A 20,217-nucleotide genomic window follows, 5' to 3' on the forward strand; every position below is an offset into this window, starting at 1 on the left:
GGCTAAGGAGTTTTCTTTTTAAAGATCAAATGATAAAATTTGGACAAGTCTTTAGATAGCTCTCCCTTTAAACTTGCAATAAGATATAAGCTAGTAATCATAATAGATTTAAGGATAATATTGACTAAAGCGTGAACTACTGCAAAATCCCAGAAATAGAAGCTAAGGCTCAAAAGTGATATGATTATTGAGATATAAAGACTCTTCTTATTAAAAGGATGAATTCCAAAAGTGATTTTTACAAAAATTAATTTGAAAATATTATACACCATAAAAGAAATAAAGGTTGCATAAGCTGCTCCGTAAATTCCAAATGTTGGGATTAACCACATATTTAAAAGAAAAGCTATTCCAACAACGACAAGGCCAACTATCAGGATAGTTTTATAATATTTTGAATTAAAAATAATGCTGTTGTTATTCCCTAAAATATTGTCTGACAGCTTTACAAGACTGATCAAAAAAACAATACTCACTCCGATCCTGTAGGGCTCTGGAATGATTTGATAAAGCTGATGCACATTGGTGACGATAAGTGTAAAAATTAATCCACTAATTAAGAAAAGGGTATTAGAACTTCTTACATAAAGATCTTTCAAAAGAAGAAAATCTTGAGAATTTAAATATTTAGCAGTAATTGGATTTGTAATTTGATGCATTGCTTTAGAGGGTACTGCTATTACAGTAGCGATATAGATAGCAATTCCATAAATAGAAACATGTTCTATAGGCATAAAGTATTCAATCATAACTTTATCCAGATCGAAAAGCGCAACAGCTACTGTTCCTGCAATAAAAATAAGCAGGGAATAGCTAATTATATCCTTCAGTTCTCTAGGGAGTTCAAAGCTAAAGCGGGGAGTATACAATCTAAGCGCATAGACCATCATCACCAATGTTCTCAAGAAGAAAACAAGTATGAGTAGATAAATAAATAATGAAACGTCAATAAATTCAAAATAAAGAAAGATCAGTAAAATAGAAATAGCTATCCTATGAAACAATTCTCGCATCAAAGTTCCAAAGACACTTTTGTAGTAGACTTTTGCCCAAGCAAAAAAAATTTCAAAATAAGCAGTGGTCATAGCAATCACAAAAATACCCCACACATAAGGTTGGACTAAATCATTTTCACCTTCAAAATAATTCAACAAGCTATCGTAAACTAAGACTCCTACAAAAGCCAACAAAACTCCTAATCCCAAAGGCAGTAAAAGAGCAAAGTTAAAAAGCTTATCAACGTCTTCTTTTAAGCTATATCTGCTAAAGTATTTAACGATTGTGTTGTGAACACCAAGAGCCATAAATGGCCAGAATAAATTTCCAGCCGATAGTAAAAAAGCAACTAAACCGTAATATTCTACGGTTAAAAACATCGGGTAGAATATCAAAACATTAATCGCTCCAATCCCAAAACCCAAATAGGTTGAAATCAAGTTTCTGAAGGATTGTTTGGCGACTATTCCCATGGGAGATCATTTGATAAGTTTTACCAGCTTTTGAGTTAAATTCTTGCGGTGATATTGATCGATGTTTTTAGTATTAGATTTCAATTTACCATTTAAAAAAGCCTTAAAAGCCTCTTTGACATAGCTTTTTAGGCTTGTTTTTTCATCGTAGTTAAAACATTTGCCTGAATGGGTTTCAGAAATAATTTGGTTGACATCCCAACCCTTAGGACCAATGGCTAAAATAGGGCGTCTGGAGGCTAAATACTCGAAAATTTTGCCTGGGACAATACTCTTATTTTCTGGTTTGTTAATTTCAATGAGCAAGAGCATTTGAGAACTTCTTTGGCTCTCAACAGCATCTTTATGGTCCAAATAACCAATGATACTCACAAACTTTTTTAAACCAGATTGATAGGCCGATTCTAAAACACTATCACTGACTTTACCAATTAATTTTAGTTCAAAGAAGTCTTTAAAGACTAGATCCTCTTCTATCAATTCTGCAAAAACCTCCCACAAAACTTTTGGATTTCTATCATTAAGCAGTGAGCCTATATGAGAGATTGTAAAGTTTTCGCTAAGCTCAACATACATCGATGTATCTTCAAAGCCGTTTGTGATCACGTCTACAGGAGTTTTAGTTTTGGTTTCAAACTCGCCTTTAGTTTGAGAACTAGTCACTATAATTTGATCTGCTAAGTCTAATACTTCCTTTTCTAATGCTTTATGTTTAGCTTGAGAAGAGACGGTAAGTTTCAAGGCGGAATGGTAACCTATGGTTGTCCAAGGATCTCTAAAGTCTGCGATCCATTGAAGATGAGGATTGGCCTGTTTTAAAGCTTTCCCTATAAGGTGCATACTATGTGGAGGACCCGTTGTAATTATGGTGTCTATCTGACTATTTGAAAGAAACTCTTTCAAATAGTCAACAGAGGGCTTCACCCAAAACTTTCTTGCATCGGGGATAAAAAAATTACCTCTGATGTAAAGCATTAACTGCTCAGACCAGGATTGTCTAGCTTTTGATTTAATAATACCGCTACTAATTGTTTTAGTGTCATCTTTCGATAAAAGGTTGGCCATTGCATAGGGTTCAAAAATAGGTTTTTCAAGAACCACAACTTCTGAACTCACTTCCAAAGAAAAATCAAGAATAGGATAACTTGGATTTTTGGGTTTATAAATAATAGGCTGAATACCAAATTCTGGCAAATACTTGGAGAATTTAAGCCAACGCTGTACTCCTGGACCTCCTGCTGGCGGCCAATAATAGGTCACAATCAATACTTTTTTCATTGCTAAATTTGCTTGTACTTTACTCTATAAATGATTCCTCCTACTGCTACTAAAACTAAAATTATAAAGCTTACTAAAGATACTCTTCCGCCAAACTTTATGACATCTGGTTGAAAGCTAAAAGTGATTTGATGCTTTCCTGCAGGCAATTCCAAAGCTCTTAAGACATAATTAGCCCTAAAGTGTGGAACTTCTTCTCCATCGACGGAAATCTTCCATCCTTGTGGATAATAAATTTCTGAAAACAAAGCAAGACGCTCTCCTTGACTATCATAAGAATAAGTCAATTCATTTTCTGAATAGGATTCCAGTTGAATCTTATCTGACGATTGTACATCGTAAGTTTTAGCCGACTTAGAAAATTGATTGGACTCTACTATTGCTGTAGTACGAGGATTGATTGTATCTAAAGCCAAGATAGCTTGATTGGCATTTTCCACAGGAATCAATTGGTCAACAAACCATGCATTCCCTAAATGGTCTGGGTTAGGTTGAGCCTTTGGCTGACCTTCATCATCAAAAATAAAGTACTTCACATTCAACATATTCAAGATACTTTGCTTGCCTTCATAAATGTAAAAGTCAAACAACTCTTGTGTGCGTCCAGGCTTTGCTGCATGATAACCGCCAATAGACTTATGAAAATAAGAAGCCCTTGCAGAGTTTAAGGGATTGGAAGTTAAATCATAAACTCTGTAATGAGAATCGTCGGTAAGAATATCCCGATCTGCTTGAGTAGGCTGGAAAGGTCTTGCCATCACAGAAGCTGCTACAAAATCATCTTCATTCACATATCTAGAATTCACTCCAATCAAATCTACAAGTATAAAAATTCCTATAAGACCTAAGAGCATTGTTTGTTTTAAGTTTTTCTTTAGATATAAATAAAATACTGAAGCTAATAGCAAAACAAACACCAGAGATCTTATGGTGTCTGAGGTAAACATTGCCTTTCTATCTTCTTTAAGAGCTCTTACAAATTTTGCTCCATATTGTTCCAAAAACATAGAATCGGTGTTACCGCTGAAATCAAAAAGCATTGACTTAAGTAATAAAAACAGTAAACTTAATACTCCAAGAATAAGCGTGGTATTCTTTAGTGCATTCCATTTTGACTCATAAGACACTGTAGAACTTAAGAATTTGGAGAGTCCTAAAATTCCTAATACAGGTACGCAAAACTCTATGATAACTTGTATAGAAGATACCGCTCTAAATTTGTCATAAAAAGGAACAACGTCTACAAAGAACTTTGTCAATAGAGAAAAGTTATCTCCCCAAGATAAGAGCAAAGCAAGAATAGACCCTGCCACAATCCACCATTTAGTTTTACCCTTTATAAGAAAGAGGGCTAGAACAAATAGAAATAGTATGGATGCTCCAATATAGGCTGGTGCCCCAATAAAGGTTTGGTCTCCCCAATAAGTTGGCAAATTCTTACTAAACTCTAAAGCCTGAACTGGAGACGCTCCTAGTTGTATTATTTCATTATAAACTTCAGAGTCTTTGCCTAAAGACTCACTACTAGATCCTCCCATGAATCTAGGGATAAACAAGTTAAAGGTTTCCATAACACCATAACTATATTCGGTGATGTAGTCGTAATCTAAACCAGATTTCACTTTTTCAGTTCCGTTGGGTTCAATCGTTAGACCTGTTTCACCTCGCGTACTAAAATCGGCGTACTCTTGTGTCGCCAATAAATTGGTCATATTAAGCAAAACAGCCAATATGATAGCTGGGATAAAACTTACGGCAGCCTTGAAATAAGATTTCAATTGTTTGTTTTTATAGGCGTTTACAGCATACACAATAACCATAACAAAACACAGCAACATAAGATAATAGGTCATCTGGAAGTGATTGGTCATCAATTCAAAAGCCAACCCTACACAGAAAAGGAGGTTTCCCCAAAATAACTTTTGTCTAAAAACGAGAACCACACCACTTATAACTATGGGAAAATATGCAATAGCATGAGCTTTAGAATTATGACCAACTCCTAGAATAATAATAAGGTATGTGGAAAATCCAAAAGCAAGTGCTCCTAAAAAGGCCAATTTATAATTCACCTTGAAACACAACAACAAAATATACATACCTATAAAATACAGGAACAAATAATCTGCAGGTCTTGGTAAAAACCTAAGTTGACGATCGATTTCTTTTATAAAATTATAGGGATAGTTTGCACCTAATTGGTAGGTAGGCATTCCTCCAAAAGCAGAATTAGTCCAGTATGGCTCTTCTCCCTGACTTGCTCTAAAATCGTTTTGAGCCTTTGCCATTCCTGTATACTGCACAATATCACTCTGGTATATTGTTTTTCCCTTGAGAACAGGATAGAAAAAAGCTAAAGCAGCTACTATAAATAGGACAATCACCAAAAGGTGCTTCCAAGAGTTCTTAAACAAAGACTTCATAAATAGATTTAATTTGAAAAAACCTGAAAGTTAATCAATTTCTTCATAATCTACGTACTCTCCTACTTTGCTTTCTTTGGGTTTAGATTTAAAAGTTTTGGAAGTTTCAGTCTCTTTGTCTTGTGTTTGAGACTGAGCAGAATTGAATTTATCTTCCATATTTTTTCTGACTTTTTTGAAAACGTATTTCAGCAAAATCGGCCCAAGATACCTCGCCATCAATTTAAGGCCAAAAAAGACCAAAAGTATAATAAGTAAAGTCTTTAAAAATACCATAGTATTATATTGATTTACAAAAATACCACTATCTAACTGTAACCTGAGAAGTAAAGCTCAAAAAATCAGATTTTAACTTATATTTGGGCTACAAATTCTATCTATGAAACTGAAGCTAATTAGTCTTTTAACTTTTATCTCCTTAACTGTAAACGCACAATATACAGATGTGATTAATTCAAATAGACCAGGAGAATCCTTTGGAGCTTATTCCGTAGGCACTAATGTTTTACAATTCGAAACGGGATTGGCCTTTAGCAAAGACAATCACGTCTCCCCTTTAATTCCTGACCGAACTTTGTTGGAATATCAATATCAAATCAGATATGGATTATTAATGGAGCGCCTAGAAATCTTATTGGACGGAACTTTTGCTAACGTTGAAGATCAATTATTAAGAGGTGGAACTCAAACGACCTCAAACTTCAGTAATTTTGAAAGCAATACATTAGGAGTCAAATATTTACTATACGATCCTAATATTCAAAAAGAAATAGATGGGCCTAACCTATACAGTTGGAAGAAAAATAATCTTCCCCAGTGGAGTGATTTGATTCCTGCAGTATCTATTTATGCTGGATTAAATTTGAATTTTGGCGATAATCCCTTCAAATTTGAAGGAGAACCTAATGCTTCCCCGAAAGCAGCTATCATAACACAACACAATATTGGAAGCAAATGGGTCTTTGTATCCAATCTTATTGCCGATAAACCCACTACCGATTTTCCTGCTTATGCAGGAATCTTTACGCTCACCCATTCTATTTATAAGCAAACAGGAATTTTTGCTGAATTCCAAACTTACATCAGCGATCTCTACAGCGATGAAATTTTAAGGGGAGGTGTTGCCTTTTTAGCTGGTAAAAACCTTCAAATTGATGTTTCTGGACTTGTTAACTTCAAAGATTCTCCTGAACGTTGGAGAGCTGGCATAGGTGTTTCTTATAGAATTGATATGCACGATTCTGACGAATATATTTTCAAAAATGATAAAGAGCGTGAGCTTTACCTTGAAGAACAATAAAATCATAGAAAAGAAAAAGAACGAAGTCTACAAATTCAGTTTAATTGAAACTTTCAGTCAAAAAATTCCCCAATTATAAAATTGGGGATTTCAAGTTTGCTATATATCTGGATTTATTTTCAAAACCTTTAAGTATAGTTATAATCATATTCACACAATATATCAATTGTTCTTTGTTGATCAGTTAATGGTGGTAAAAGTATGATGTTACCATGTACCCGTTTTGCTAGTAAACCATTATTTTTAAAGCGTCACATTGGTTCCAAGCTTTAGGGCTGTCTTCAGAATCGTTGATGATCGATATAATTTAGAGAGTTTCAAAATATCATTGACATCTTTAAACTATTTCCTTTTTTATCAGTTTAATTTACCATTTGTTCTCGTGGTAAAATAGTTTGAACATAAAACTTTCACTTATGAATATTAGTTTCATAAGCAGGATAGTTGTGGTAGTCTATCTGTTTAAAATTTTTAATTCCACTGCTCTAGGTTAATACTCTTGATTTAGTTTACACTTACTTTCTACTAGTCGGGATTGTTCATCTTATACCAAATTAGACCTATAATTTGGTATAAGAATGGTATAAACTTAAATCAGGGTCTAAAGATGACTACAGTTTTGAAAAATTACTTTTATGCTAATTATTACTTGCGCCGTGACTTATATCACCCTCTTCATTATTATTCATCACATCAACTAAAAAAATAGAATTAGCCCCGTTCGCATTTGCCATTCATTCATCTCCAAAATCAATAGAATCCTGTAATACCAATTTAAACCTATAATGTCGCAATAAAGCTTTAAAAAAGGATATTAAAATTACTGGTTTAATGAGTACACACACCATTTTAAATCAACTGAGTTTATACTTGGATCTGATCTTGAATCCACCAGTGAGGGCTTATTTTTTATAAATTTGATATTTAGATTCAATATAAAAGGGTACTTTTGCACGATTGAATAGAAAATCTATTTTAGCATAAAAATTATTGAAATAATATTGGCATGTACTTAACACAAGAAGAAAAAGGCGAATTATTCGCCAAACACGGTAAGGATAGTAAAGATTCCGGATCTGCAGAAGGTCAAATCGCATTGATGACCGGAAGAATTGAATTCATTTCTCAACACCTTAAGACAAACAGAAAAGATTATAATTCTGAACGTTCACTAGTAAAACTTGTAGGTAAAAGAAGAAACCTATTGGATTATCTTATGAAGAAACATATTATGAGGTATAGAGCTATTGTAAAAGATTTAGGATTAAGAAAATAAATTTAAAGGGGCAATTTTGCCCCTTTTTTAGTTTAAAAGCGTTCCCTAGAACAACTTCCATTGGTTTATACCTTTTTTCTAAACAACAACACAACAACTATTTTCTAGAAAATGTATAACCTTAAAATCATTAGTTTATGATCCAAAACATTTAGTGAAATTATCGATCTCGGCGATGGTAGAGAATCAAGCTCGAGACAGGTAAATTAGCAAAACAAGCACACGGTTCTGTAGTCGTACAGATGGGTGACACTATGTTACTTTGTACAGTAGTGTCGTCTTACAAAGAAAGTAAAATGGATTTCTTTCCATTAACTGTAGACTATAGAGAGAAATTTGCAGCAGCAGGTCGATACCCAGGAGGATTCTTCAAAAGAGAAGCAAGACCAAGTGATGGTGAAGTATTAACAATGAGAATAGTAGATAGAGTTTTACGTCCACTTTTTCCTTCAGATTACAGAACTGAAACACAAGTTATGATTCAACTTATGTCTCATGATGAAGATGTAATGCCAGACGCCTTAGCAGGCCTTGCCGCTTCTGCGGCCATACAACTTTCAGATATTCCTTTTGAAACGGCTATTTCTGAAGCTAGAGTTGCAAGAATAAATGGGGAATTCGTTATCAATCCAAGCCGAAGTCAGCTTAAAGAATCGGACATCGATATGATTATCGGTGCTTCTATGGATTCTGTGATGATGGTAGAAGGAGAGATGAAAGAAATTTCTGAAGAAGAAATGGCAGAAGCCATTCAGTTTGCTCACGAGCATATCAAAAAACAAGTGGAAGCGCAATTGCGTCTAGCGGAAGCTTTTGGTAAAAAACCGGTTAGAGAATATGCTGTAACTGAAGATAATGAAGATTTTGAAAAGAAAATTCATGATTTAGCTTACGATAAAATATATGAGATTGCTAAGGGTGGTCACAGCAAAAAAGATCGTGGAGAAGCTTTTTCTGCAGTAAAAGATGAAGCCATGGCTTTGTTTTCTGAAGAGGAATTAGAAGGAAACGAAAAGTTGATTAAAAAATACTACAATAAAACCGAAAAAGCTGCAGTAAGGGAACTTACTCTAGCTGAAGGCTTACGTCTAGACGGAAGAAAAACAGACGAAATTAGACCTATCTGGTGTGAAGTAGCCTATTTGCCTTCTGTTCATGGTTCAGCTATATTTACTCGTGGAGAGACTCAAGCTTTGGCTACAGTAACTCTTGGAACTTCTAGAGAAGCCAGCACAATAGATATGCCAACTCACCAAGGTGAAGAGAAGTTCTATTTACATTATAACTTCCCTCCTTTTTGTACAGGTGAAGCTTACCCTATCCGCGGGACTTCTAGACGAGAAATAGGTCATGGAAATCTTGCTCAAAGAGCCTTAAAAGGAATGATTCCAGAAAGCAATCCCTACACGGTAAGAATTGTATCTGAAGTTTTAGAATCTAATGGATCGTCTTCTATGGCAACCGTTTGTGCGGGAACTATGGCTATGATGGATGCAGGAATAAAAATGAAAAAACCTGTTTCTGGAATAGCAATGGGATTGATTTCTGATGGAGATCGCCATGCTGTTTTATCCGATATCTTAGGAGATGAAGATCACCTAGGAGATATGGATTTTAAAGTGACAGGGACTGCAGACGGTATCACTGCTTGCCAAATGGATATTAAAGTAAAAGGTTTGCCTTACGAAATTCTTGTAAAAGCTTTACAACAAGCAAGAGCGGGTAGATTACATATTCTTGAGAAATTGACTGATACTATTTCACTACCAAATGAAAATGTAAAAGCCCACGCTCCAAAAATTATCACTAGAAGAATTCCAAATGAATTTATTGGTGCATTAATTGGACCTGGAGGTAAAGTTATCCAAGAACTACAAAAATCAACAGGAACAGAAATAGTTATAAATGAAGATCCTGTTACTGAAGAAGGAATTGTTGAAATCCTTGGTACAAAACAAGAAGGTATAGACAAAGTCTTAGCTAAAATTGATTCTGTAACCTTCAAGCCAGAGAAAGGGAGTGTTTATGAAGTCACTGTCGTTAAAGTTTTAGACTTTGGTGCAGTTGTAGAATATAACGATGCCCCTGGAAATGAAGTTTTATTACACATTTCAGAATTAGCTTGGGAGCGTACAGAAAATGTTGCTGATGTTATGAAACTAGGTGATGTTTTAGATGTAAAATACTTTGGAGTAGATCCTAGAACTAAGAAACCTAAGGTTTCTAGAAAGGCTCTTTTAAAAAAGCCCGAAAGACCTCAGAAAAATGAGGAAGATTCAAGTAAATCTGAATAATTCAGATAAGTTTTAAAAAACGGTTTAGAATACTCTAAGCCGTTTTTTTTGTTTGCTGACAACATAGCATCACTGACATATTTTCAGAGCTTGTTTTGTTGAGTATATTGATGAAAAATAGGTTTATTTCATAAAATAGGTTTAATAATTCAAAATAAAATAATAAAATAGGTATTTTAGTAAATGTGCATGATCATTGCACTTTACAAGTAAATCATTTTTATTAATCATTAAAAAAATAGAATGAAAGTATTAGTAATTGGAGCGGGTAACATGGGATTAACTTACTCTGAAGGAATGGCAAAATCCCCTTTATTAAATAGAAAAAATCTAATGATTCATGACGTCTCAGAAGACTTATTGAAAAAACTTAGTGAAGTGTCTTACTATGACACCTTCGATAATCTACAAGATTGTGTGCCTAACGCAGATGTCGTCTTTCTAGCGGTTAAGCCTTACCACAGTGAGGAATTGTTTGAAAGAATGAAACCGATGCTGGATGAACAACAAATCATTGTATCTCTGATGGCGGGCGTTACCATCGAAAACATTCAAAATGGACTCAATGTTAAAAAAGTAGTAAGGACTATGCCCAACTTACCTGCAAAGGTTGGTAAAGGGGTAACTTCTTATACGGAATCTAAGGAAGTCTCCAGAGTAGAGTTACTTATGATTAGAAACTTACTGGATACTACAGGACAATCAATTCGTGTAAAAAATGAAGATTTTATAAATAAATCCACAGGTATTTCTGGTAGTGGACCAGCTTATATATTTTACTTTATGGCTTCCATGTTGGATGCTGCTAAGAAAATGGGATTTTCAGATCATGATTCCAAAATATTGGTGAGCAATACCTTTGAAGGTGCCGTTCATCTATTTAATGAATCTGATTTATCTCCAGAAAAGTGGATGGATCGCGTTGCATCTAAAGGTGGTACAACTAGAGCAGCACTGGACTCTATGGACGATAATAATGTAAAACAGCTCATTCAGGATGCTGCCTACGCAGCCTTTAACAGAGCTGTAGAACTTGGGGATGAGTAATTTAAATCTTAAAAATATGCATTCAAAACGTATTGTTGTAAAAGTTGGAACCAATGTGATGACCAACAGAAACAATAGAATTGTAGGTCCAATTCTAAAAAACTTAGTGAGACAAATCGCTTATTTATATGAGCGTGATGTCATAACAGTTCTTGTGTCTTCTGGATCTGCCATAGCTGGAAAAGAAGTCTTAGGGTCATGTTCTTCAGACGATAAGTCTATTAGAAGACAAGTATATTCTTCTGTAGGACAACCTAGAATGATGAGACATTATTACACGATGTTTCATGATTTCGGGATGCGTTGTGGGCAAGTATTAGCCACTAAACGGGATTTTGCACCTGGGAAATATCGCGAAAATATGATCAATTGTTATGAAGGCCTTTTAAAAGAGGGCATCGTTCCAATTGCCAATGAAGATGATGCGGTATCCCTTTCTATGTCTATGTTTTCCGATAATGATGAGTTAGCCAGTTTAGTTTCAGAATTGGTTAAGGCAGACATGTTAATTATGCTTACTGATATCGAGGGCCTTTATACAGGTCATCCAGATCATGAGGATTCCAAAGTGTTAAGACATGTAAGAGTCCACGATAATGTTGAAAAATATGTTCAAGAAAATGAAAAAGGAGAAGGTGAAGGCCGAGGTGGTATGGAGTCCAAGCTAAAAATAGCTAAGATGACCGCAAGTAAAAATATTCCTACTTTCATAGCCAACGGAAAGGATGAGAATATCATTATAGATATATTAGAAGGTAGAGAAGTCGGTACTAAATTTACTGTTTAATCTTAAAAACAATTTATGAAGTTATTAGATACAAAAGTTAAAAACGACGTTCTTCAATCGATGATAACTATTATCGATAAAAGAAGAGATGAGATTATAGAAGAAAATAAAAAAGACTTAGAATCTTTCAATAGAAATGATCAGGCCCTTTACGATAGATTGGTTGTGAATCAAAGTAAAGTTGACGGTATGATTCAAGCTATTAAGGAAGTGAAAGAACAAGAGGATCCTGTTGGAAAAACTATTTCTGAAAAAACCTTGGATAATGGTTTAAAGATTGTCAACAAAACAGACCCCTTTGGTACTATCATGATCATTTATGAATCTAGGCCAGATGTAACCATTGAAGCAGCAGTTTTAGCCTTTAAAGCGAATAATAAAATATTCTTAAAGGGTGGGAAAGAAGCGAATCATAGCAATATCATTTTAGAAAAATGCTGGCATGAAGCCTTAGAAGAAAATGAATTGTCTACAGATTGGATTTCTCTACTTCACCTCAACCGTGAAGAGACAAGAGAGTTTTTAAGCAATCCACCAGAAAAAATAGATCTAGTAGTTCCTAGAGGTGGTGATAAGTTGATAGATTTTGTAAAAAGAACAGCTAAAGGAGCTGTACTGGTTAGTGGTAGAGGAAATAACTTTTTATACGTATCTCCCGATGCAGATTGGGATACCGCTAAAAAAGTAATCATCAATGCCAAAACAGATAAAATCTCTGGATGTAATGCTCTTGATAAAGTATTAATTGACTCTCACTTGCCAGATTTTGAAGTTAAGGTTAAGGACTTAGCAGAGACTCTAGAAAATGATTATAAGGTAGAAATTCTTGTCGATGGTAAAGTGGAAGATGTTTTAGATAAACCTACACTTCCAACAAAAGATACATGGACAGAGGAATTTTTAGCTTTAAAAATAGTTTTATCTTCCGTAGAATCGTTTGATGAAGCTGTAGAGAAAATAAATACTTACTCTGGAGGTCATTCTTCTGTAATTATCACTGAAGATGATAATAAAGCTTTAGAATTTATGCAACAAATTGATTGTGCTGCTGTATATCAAAATGCGTCTACTCGATTTACAGACGGTGGACAAATGGGAGTTGGTGCAGAACTGGCAATTTCTACAGATAAATTGCATCACAGAGGACCCTTAGGACTAAAACAACTGGTCACCAACAAATATTATATTTGGGGTAATGGACAAATCAGAGAATAAATATTAGAATTTAAGATACCTAACAGCCTGCTTTACAATCTAAAGCAGGCTTTTTTGTGAAAGATAAAGTAGGTTTTAAAAATAATTTGATGCCTCCGTGTAACATTTTCTCCTTTTAGCTCGTAAAATAATATGTAGATAAACGATAATTGAGGACATAGCTAAATGAGACAACTTAAAATTACCAAACAGGTTACCAACAGAGAAACTGCATCCCTAGACAAGTATCTTCAAGAAATTGGAAAAGTAGACTTGATTACGGCGGAAGAGGAAGTTGAGCTTGCACAAAAAATTAAAGCTGGAGATGATTTAGCTTTAGAGAAATTGACCAAGGCCAATTTAAGATTTGTGGTATCTGTATCAAAGCAGTATCAAAATCAGGGTCTTACCCTACCCGATCTTATTAATGAAGGAAATTTAGGGCTCATTAAAGCTGCAAAGCGCTTTGATGAAACAAGGGGTTTCAAATTTATTTCCTATGCGGTGTGGTGGATTAGACAATCCATCCTTTCAGCTTTAGCTGAGCAATCCCGTGTAGTAAGATTACCTTTAAACAAAATTGGTTCTATTAACAAAATCAATAAGACTTTTGCCATTCTAGAGCAACGCCATCAACGACCACCAAGTCCAGATGAAATTGCAAAAGAATTGGAAATGACCGTTAATGACGTTAAAGAGTCTTTAAAAAATTCTGGCCGTCACTTATCTATGGATGCTCCGTTGATTGAAGGTGAAGACTCCAATCTATATGATGTTTTAAAATTTGGAGAATCTCCAAATCCAGAAAACGATTTGCTACATGAATCGCTTCAAACAGAAATAGAAAGAGCTCTAGAAACATTAACCACACGTGAGGCTGATGTAATCCGCCTTTACTTTGGATTAGGAAATCAACAACCTATGACTTTGGAAGAAATTGGAGAGACTTTTGGACTTACTAGAGAAAGAGTAAGACAGATTAAGGAAAAAGGGGTTAGACGTTTAAAACACACCTCTAGAAGCACTATACTCAAAACATACCTAGGATAGGTTTAGGTTTAGGTTTAGGTTTAGGTTTTGAATTTTACTAAAAAAGCCCTCTAATTGAGGGCTTTTTTATAGTGATTTCTGAAAGAACCAATTAATTTTTATCGACCTCAATAGACGAATTGGTTTCTGCAGCTTTACTCTTGATTTGTTTTAGTAATTCTTCAGATTCAGAAATAATTTCAGGGTATGACTGAAAGTTTTTAATAATATTTTCTAAAATATAAGTGGCCTGATAGTCATCCCCTAAAGCATTAAAATTTTTAGCCATCAATAAAAGTCCTTTAACTCCAAATTCTCTATATCTAGAATAATTTTTTGTGAGATCCTGAATAACGAGTGTAGAGGCTTCGTAATTCTGTGACTTATTCTTAAAGTAAGCATCATAATATAAAGCCTCAGCTTTTAGTTTTCCTGTGGCCGTCGTTGACACTTCTCTATAAGCAGTTTCCGCTCTCTTTTCATCACCAACTTCCAAAGAAGCTCTAGCGATGAATATTTTTGCATCACTAAGGACCTCTTCGTCTATATTGTCTTTTGATAAGATCAATTCAGCATAAATGACAGTTCTATCAAAATTCTCAATTTCATAGTAGGCTTTCATTAGATTGGACTGAGCAAACACTACATTTTGAGAAAAATTGGCTTCTGTCTCTAACCTATTTAAACTGGTAATCGCTTGATCATAGTTCTTTTCAGATAAATAGATTTGAGCTAATCGCCTCAAGGATTCTTCTGTAAACTCACTAGATCGGCTATTGATGACTTCTTCGTAGTAAGGAACAGATGCTTGGCGTTGATCGCTGTTAAACAAAGATTGAGCGAGATAGAAATTGGACTTCAAACTGTTTTTTCCATTAGGAAATTCTTCTAAGTATTTTTTAAATCCTTCAATTGCTTTATCAGTTTCATTATCTAGAAATTTATTCTCTGCAGCTTCGTAAGTGGCTTCTTCAATATCAGAATCTGCAACTTCAACAAAATCTAAGCCTCTTACCCAAGTAGCATACTCGTCTGTTTGGCCAAGATCTATATAAATTAGCCTAGCAGTTTGAACAGCCTGGAGGGCCTCCTGAGAGTTTGGGTATTCCTTGATCAACTGTTTTAACCTCATTAAAGCCTCTTGATTTTCTCCTTTGTTGAAATAGATTAATGCCAGTTTTGACAAAGCTTTAGGGTAATATATGCTTTGCTTGTAATTGGTTAAAATGTTTTGATAAGTTGTAATTGCCGCTTGGTCTTCATTTTCTGCTACGTAGGTATTACCAAGCTCAAATAGAGCATCATCCTTGTAAATAGATTTCGGGTAACTCTGGACAAATAGATTTAAATTTTCTATTTTTTGTGCATTCCTATCCACAAATCCATAGCTATAAGCCTTTTGAAAAAAAGCATAATCACTATTGTAATTCTTCATTGCAATAGCGCTATTATAGGCCTCCATTGCTGGCCAATATTGTCCTAATGCAAATTGTGCATCTCCTAATCTTACATAGGCATCATGAAGTCGTTGTGATGGCCTTTCAATAGCAATAAAGCTTTCAAAGAAAGAAATAGTAGATCTATAATTTTTTATTTTAAAATATGCATACGCAATATTGTAGTCTGTAGAGTAAAACTCCGACAATTGCTTTGCCATGGGCATCCCTTTAAACTCTTTATAACCAATCAAGGCCATATCATAGTTTCCCAAGGCATAGTCCACTTCTGCCTTCCAATACGTAGCTTTCGCAGTAAACTCTGGATCTAAGCGTTCAGCTAAGGAACTATTGAAATAGTCTTTAGCGGCTTTAAGTTGGTTATCTCTAAATAATTCAACTCCATAATAATAGGTTACTTTTTGTAAAGCCAATTTATTTTTATACTCCCGACTTCCTTCTAGCATAGAAATCGCTTTCTCGTAATTTTTTGACGTTAAATAAGAATCGATCAATAAGTCTTTAATTAGATCAGATTCTTGAGACGTTGGGTAGTTTTCAATAAACGCCTGCAGCACTTCAGGAACAGATTGGTACGTATTTCCAATTTCATAACTCAACTTTGCATAATTTAAATAAGCATCTTCCTTTAGCTTGTCATCAAAGTTCATTTCTGTCACATTTTTGAAAGCATTTAGCGCTTGAATTTTCTTATCGGTTTTCAAGTAAGCCTTAGCCAGATGGTAATATGCATTTTGAGCTACAAAATCTTGACCATCTAAGATTTTAGAAAATTCATCAATAGCCAATTCATACTGTCCCGTTTGATAATAAGCGTAACCAAGTTGGTAATAATCTGTGTTATTCCACTTACCTCTATCCCCTTTATAGTCCTTTAAGTATTGAATAGCACTAGTATAATCCTTTAAATTGAAATAACTTTCTCCTATAATTTTATTGAGTTGAGAGCGTTCGCGAGTATTGGATTTTGGTAGCTTTTCCATACCTAGATCAATCGCCTTTTGAAAATTACCAAGTTTAAAATTCATATCACTTTGGAAATAAGATATGTTATTTCCCTGAATACCTTCACTCCTAGCCTCATCAAATAATTCTGAAGCAGACTCGTATTCGTTTTCTTCATAAGCTATAAAACCTATATAGTATTTGGCCTGAGCTCCATATTTTTTATCATTTCTAACTCTATTAAAGAGTTGCTCTGCTTGGTCATAGTTCTTACTTTTGAAACTTGTATACCCATAATTAAACTCATAAGTATTAAGTTCATCCCTCGATAAGGAACGAGTATTCACTTGGCTAAACCATTTATTGGCTTTTAAAAAATCTCTCTCTTGGAAATAATAATTTCCAACTTCAAGATAAGCCTTGTTGGTTTTTAAACTTGTAGGGTTTGCCTTTATAAAGTCTTCCATCTGCTCATCTGCAGTTGGTTCGCCTAGTTTAATGGCGCAATTCGCTAGATAAAATTTAATATTAGACTTTAACTGATCACTGTCCAAGGACCTATTTATTTGCTTAAAAGCCTTAACTGCAGCAGCAAATTGATTTTGATCATATAAATGAAGGGCGTCTTGATACTCTCCAAGGGCATCCTCAGAATATTGAGATTGCTGAGCTTGGACTAAAAAGGTTAAGAAAAGAAAACAAATGGTTAAAAACTTAGACATAAGTTGTGTGATTTTGATAACAGTCAAATATAAAGTTATATAGTCATATAACGTTCCAAGCTCATTTTAATTATAAGTAAAAAACAGTAGATTTTTCACGCTTCACAAATTAATCCTATCTTTATCATTAATAATTTTTTCTCTAAAAGCCAATGTCAGATACCATTCTAGAACTCAATAATGCCAGTATATTTCAACGAGAAAACCTTATACTTTCTGATGTAAACATAGAAATTAAAAAAGGAGAATTCGTTTATCTTATAGGTAAAACAGGAACTGGTAAGAGCAGCTTTATGAAAACACTCTATGGAGATTTACCTCTAAAAAGTGGATCTGGACAAATTGTCGATATTGATTTACAAAGCTTAAAAGAAAAGGAAATTCCTTATCTAAGGAGAAAGCTAGGAGTTGTCTTTCAGGACTTTAAGCTATTAAACGATAGAAATGTCAAGGAAAATTTAATATTCGTCTTAAAAGCTACTGGTTGGAAAGACAAGACTAAAATGGATCAGAAAATTGAGGACGTTTTGGATAAAGTAGAGATGAAAACCAAAAGCTTTAAATTTCCTTACCAACTTTCTGGTGGTGAACAGCAGCGTGTAGCTATAGCTAGAGCTTTACTTAATGATCCAGAACTCATCTTAGCAGATGAGCCTACTGGAAACTTAGACCCACAAACCTCTGTGGAAGTTATGCAAGTCTTACAAGACATAAATAAGAATGGAAATACGATTTTGATGGCTACTCACGATTATGCTTTGTTGCTAAAATACCCTTCAAAAACATTAAAATGTGATGGACAACGTCTTTTTGAAGTAGTTCAAAAGAAACAACAACAGCATTAAAAATAATTCACTATGAAACCTCTTAAACTCACTGCAATCGCCTTACTTATGACATGTTTTGCTTGCAACACTGAAGATAAATCAAAAGACAATATGATGGCAGATAATACTTTACTAAAGAAATGGGAAGGTCCGTACGAAGGTGTACCAGATTTTGATGCTATGAACCTAAAAGATCTTGAGCCTGCTATGGATGCTGCTATAGAAGAACACCTTAAGGAGATTGATGAGATCGCTAATGTTAAGGAGACCGCTACGTTTGAAAACACCATTAAAGCTATGGAACGTTCTGGTAAAACTGTAGATAGAGTCTATACCTATTACGGGATCTGGAGCAGTAATTTATCTTCTGAAGAATTTAGAGATATCCAACAGAAATTATCTCCAAAATTATCGGATTATCAATCTGAAATTCGTCAAAATGAAAAACTTTTCAATAGGATTAAGTCGGTTTATGAGTCTAGTCAAAAAAATCCTTTAGAGCCCCAAGCTCAAAGAGTTGTAGATTTAGTCTATAAATCTTTTGAGATGAATGGCGCCAATTTAGATGACGAAGGAAAAACACGTTATGCTGAAATCAATAAAGAATTAGCCAAGATTTATACCGATTTTTCAAACAACATACTTCATGATGAAGAAAACTATGTCACCTTTCTCAATAAAAATCAACTAAGTGGTTTATCGGACTCCTTCATTAAATCTGCTAAAAAAACAGCCGAAGAACAGGGGAAACCAGATCAATATGCCATTGTAAACTCAAGATCCTCTATGGATCCTTTTCTCACTTACTCGGATGAAAGAAAACTCAGAAAACAAGTTTGGGAAAATTATTATTCTAGAGGAGATAATAATGATGAATACGATAACAATGCTCTCATCAAAGAAATTCTGAAATTGAGAGACGAACGGGTCAAATTATTGGGCTACGATAACTTTGCAGAGTGGAGACTTCAAGACAGAATGGCTAAAAATCCTGAAAATGCGATGGATTTATTAATGGCAGTTTGGCCATCGGCCATTGCTAGAGTTGAAGAAGAAGTAGAAGATATGCAAAAGGTCGCCGAGCAAGAAGGAGCAGATTTTGAAATTGAAGCATGGGATTACAGGTATTATGCTGAAAAAGTTAGGCAAGAAAAATATGATTTAGATTCGGAGGAGGTAAAGGAATATTTAGTCTTAGAAAATCTAACAGATGCTATTTTTTATGTAGCTGGAAGACTTTTTGATTTTGAATTTTCTGAAATTACAGACGTTAGCGTTCCCCTATTTCATGAGGATGTTAAGGTTTTTGAAGTTACTGAAAAATCTAACGGAGAGCATGTTGGTGTGTTCTACCTAGACCCTTATGCTCGAAAAGGCAAACGGTCTGGGGCTTGGGCTACTACCTATAGATCTTACACAAATTTTGATGGAGAGACAAATGTTTTAGCGTCCAATAACTCCAACTTTGTGCAAGCAGCAGAAGGTGAACCAATTCTAGTATCTTGGGATGATGCAGAAACTTTTTTTCATGAATTTGGACATGCTCTACACTTTTTGAGTGCAGATGTAAAATACCCAACATTAAATGGAGGCGTAAGAGATTATACAGAATTTCAATCTCAACTTTTGGAACGTTGGATTTATACCGATGAAGTTATCAATAACTTTCTAAAACATTATAAAACTGGCAAGCCTATGCCGGCAGAACTTATAGCCAAGATTAAAAATGCTTCTAAATTCAACCAAGGTTTTGCAACCACAGAGTTTTTAGCATCAGCCATCATGGATATGAAATATCACACAACAGATCCTAAAACTATAAATCCAAAAACCTTTGAAAAGGAAACCTTAGACCAATTAAACATGCCAGATGAGCTTGTGATGCGTCATCGCTCACCACAATTTGGTCATGTGTTTTCTGGCGAAGGCTATGCTACAGGATATTATGGATATCTATGGGCAGATGTACTTACCTCGGATGCTGCAGAAGCTTTTGCGGAAGCTGAAGGTGGTTTTTATGATGAAACGCTGTCAAAAAACCTAGTGGACTTTCTATTTGCGCCCCGAAATGCTATAGATCCAGCCGAAGCGTATCGACGATTTAGAGGAAGAGATGCAGAAATTGACGCCTTGATGCGAGACCGAGGTTTCCCAGTCCCAAAAAAATAA

Annotated in this window: 13 protein-coding genes and 1 pseudogene; 9 read left to right on the plus strand and 5 right to left on the minus strand. The window is 34.7% G+C overall.

Annotated features, from left to right (window positions below):
* Window positions 1-2: 2 nt before the first annotated feature.
* Genes P700755_RS00580 through P700755_RS21440 form a run of 4 tightly spaced genes read right to left on the minus strand, consistent with a single transcriptional unit; the run spans window position 3 to window position 5,446 of the window.
* Window positions 3-1,469 carry a lipopolysaccharide biosynthesis protein gene (locus tag P700755_RS00580; protein ID WP_015022813.1) on the minus strand — a complete coding sequence of 489 codons (1,467 nt, stop codon included), beginning with the start codon at window positions 1,467-1,469 and terminating at the stop codon, window positions 3-5.
* 6 nt (window positions 1,470-1,475) lie between these two features.
* Window positions 1,476-2,747, minus strand: coding sequence for a glycosyltransferase family protein (locus P700755_RS00585; protein ID WP_015022814.1), 1,272 nt, complete (start codon window positions 2,745-2,747; stop codon window positions 1,476-1,478).
* A gap of 2 nt (window positions 2,748-2,749) precedes the next feature.
* Complete coding sequence (locus P700755_RS00590) at window positions 2,750-5,170, minus strand: YfhO family protein (RefSeq protein ID WP_015022815.1); 2,421 nt, start codon at window positions 5,168-5,170, stop codon at window positions 2,750-2,752.
* A gap of 30 nt (window positions 5,171-5,200) precedes the next feature.
* Entirely contained in the window at window positions 5,201-5,446 is a 246-nt protein-coding gene (locus P700755_RS21440) for a DUF4834 family protein (RefSeq protein WP_015022816.1), read from the minus strand.
* A 103-nt stretch (window positions 5,447-5,549) separates the two neighbouring features.
* Between P700755_RS21440 and P700755_RS00600 the strand changes: the two genes are divergently transcribed.
* The 7 genes and pseudogenes from P700755_RS00600 to P700755_RS00630 all read left to right on the plus strand — a co-directional run bounded on the left by P700755_RS00600 (window position 5,550) and on the right by P700755_RS00630 (window position 14,118).
* Window positions 5,550-6,470 carry a transporter gene (locus P700755_RS00600; protein WP_015022817.1) on the plus strand — a complete coding sequence of 307 codons (921 nt, stop codon included), beginning with the start codon at window positions 5,550-5,552 and terminating at the stop codon, window positions 6,468-6,470.
* A 1,006-nt stretch (window positions 6,471-7,476) separates the two neighbouring features.
* Complete coding sequence (gene rpsO / locus P700755_RS00605) at window positions 7,477-7,746, plus strand: 30S ribosomal protein S15 (protein ID WP_015022818.1); 270 nt, start codon at window positions 7,477-7,479, stop codon at window positions 7,744-7,746.
* A 159-nt stretch (window positions 7,747-7,905) separates the two neighbouring features.
* A pseudogene (locus P700755_RS00610) lies at window positions 7,906-10,040 on the plus strand (polyribonucleotide nucleotidyltransferase).
* Between the two features lie 243 nt (window positions 10,041-10,283).
* A complete protein-coding gene (gene proC / locus P700755_RS00615) occupies window positions 10,284-11,087 on the plus strand; it encodes a pyrroline-5-carboxylate reductase (protein WP_015022820.1) in 804 nt (267 codons plus the stop codon).
* A 16-nt stretch (window positions 11,088-11,103) separates the two neighbouring features.
* Window positions 11,104-11,874, plus strand: a complete 771-nt coding sequence (gene proB / locus P700755_RS00620; RefSeq protein ID WP_015022821.1) for a glutamate 5-kinase — start codon at window positions 11,104-11,106, stop codon at window positions 11,872-11,874.
* Window positions 11,875-11,889: 15 nt separating this feature from the next.
* Window positions 11,890-13,089 carry a glutamate-5-semialdehyde dehydrogenase gene (locus P700755_RS00625; protein ID WP_015022822.1) on the plus strand — a complete coding sequence of 400 codons (1,200 nt, stop codon included), beginning with the start codon at window positions 11,890-11,892 and terminating at the stop codon, window positions 13,087-13,089.
* Window positions 13,090-13,254: 165 nt separating this feature from the next.
* On the plus strand, window positions 13,255-14,118 hold the full coding sequence (locus tag P700755_RS00630; RefSeq protein WP_015022823.1) for a sigma-70 family RNA polymerase sigma factor: 864 nt from the start codon (window positions 13,255-13,257) through the stop codon (window positions 14,116-14,118).
* A gap of 91 nt (window positions 14,119-14,209) precedes the next feature.
* Here the strand turns inward: P700755_RS00630 and P700755_RS00635 are convergent, their stop codons facing one another.
* Window positions 14,210-17,221, minus strand: coding sequence for a tetratricopeptide repeat protein (locus P700755_RS00635; RefSeq protein ID WP_015022824.1), 3,012 nt, complete (start codon window positions 17,219-17,221; stop codon window positions 14,210-14,212).
* A gap of 152 nt (window positions 17,222-17,373) precedes the next feature.
* Here P700755_RS00635 and P700755_RS00640 point away from each other — a divergent pair, with 152 nt between their 5' ends.
* Both P700755_RS00640 and P700755_RS00645 read left to right on the plus strand, forming a co-directional pair.
* Window positions 17,374-18,066 (plus strand): cell division ATP-binding protein FtsE, encoded by a 693-nt coding sequence (locus tag P700755_RS00640; protein ID WP_015022825.1) that lies wholly within the window; start codon window positions 17,374-17,376, stop codon window positions 18,064-18,066.
* Between the two features lie 12 nt (window positions 18,067-18,078).
* Window positions 18,079-20,217 carry a M3 family metallopeptidase gene (locus P700755_RS00645; protein WP_015022826.1) on the plus strand — a complete coding sequence of 713 codons (2,139 nt, stop codon included), beginning with the start codon at window positions 18,079-18,081 and terminating at the stop codon, window positions 20,215-20,217.

The sequence above is a fragment of the Psychroflexus torquis ATCC 700755 genome, assembly GCF_000153485.2.
Taxonomy (GTDB): Bacteria; Bacteroidota; Bacteroidia; order Flavobacteriales; family Flavobacteriaceae; genus Psychroflexus; species Psychroflexus torquis.

Bases quoted from the DNA above. Each gene is read 5' to 3' on its own strand.
- P700755_RS00580 (WP_015022813.1), bottom strand. From the start codon at position 1,469: ATGGGAATAGTCGCCAAACAATCCTTCAGAAACTTGATTTCAACCTAT.
- P700755_RS00585 (WP_015022814.1), bottom strand. From the start codon at position 2,747: ATGAAAAAAGTATTGATTGTGACCTATTATTGGCCGCCAGCAGGAGGT.
- P700755_RS00590 (WP_015022815.1), bottom strand. From the start codon at position 5,170: ATGAAGTCTTTGTTTAAGAACTCTTGGAAGCACCTTTTGGTGATTGTC.
- P700755_RS21440 (WP_015022816.1), bottom strand. From the start codon at position 5,446: ATGGTATTTTTAAAGACTTTACTTATTATACTTTTGGTCTTTTTTGGC.
- P700755_RS00600 (WP_015022817.1), top strand. From the start codon at position 5,550: ATGAAACTGAAGCTAATTAGTCTTTTAACTTTTATCTCCTTAACTGTA.
- rpsO (WP_015022818.1), top strand. From the start codon at position 7,477: ATGTACTTAACACAAGAAGAAAAAGGCGAATTATTCGCCAAACACGGT.
- proC (WP_015022820.1), top strand. From the start codon at position 10,284: ATGAAAGTATTAGTAATTGGAGCGGGTAACATGGGATTAACTTACTCT.
- proB (WP_015022821.1), top strand. From the start codon at position 11,104: ATGCATTCAAAACGTATTGTTGTAAAAGTTGGAACCAATGTGATGACC.
- P700755_RS00625 (WP_015022822.1), top strand. From the start codon at position 11,890: ATGAAGTTATTAGATACAAAAGTTAAAAACGACGTTCTTCAATCGATG.
- P700755_RS00630 (WP_015022823.1), top strand. From the start codon at position 13,255: ATGAGACAACTTAAAATTACCAAACAGGTTACCAACAGAGAAACTGCA.
- P700755_RS00635 (WP_015022824.1), bottom strand. From the start codon at position 17,221: ATGTCTAAGTTTTTAACCATTTGTTTTCTTTTCTTAACCTTTTTAGTC.
- P700755_RS00640 (WP_015022825.1), top strand. From the start codon at position 17,374: ATGTCAGATACCATTCTAGAACTCAATAATGCCAGTATATTTCAACGA.
- P700755_RS00645 (WP_015022826.1), top strand. From the start codon at position 18,079: ATGAAACCTCTTAAACTCACTGCAATCGCCTTACTTATGACATGTTTT.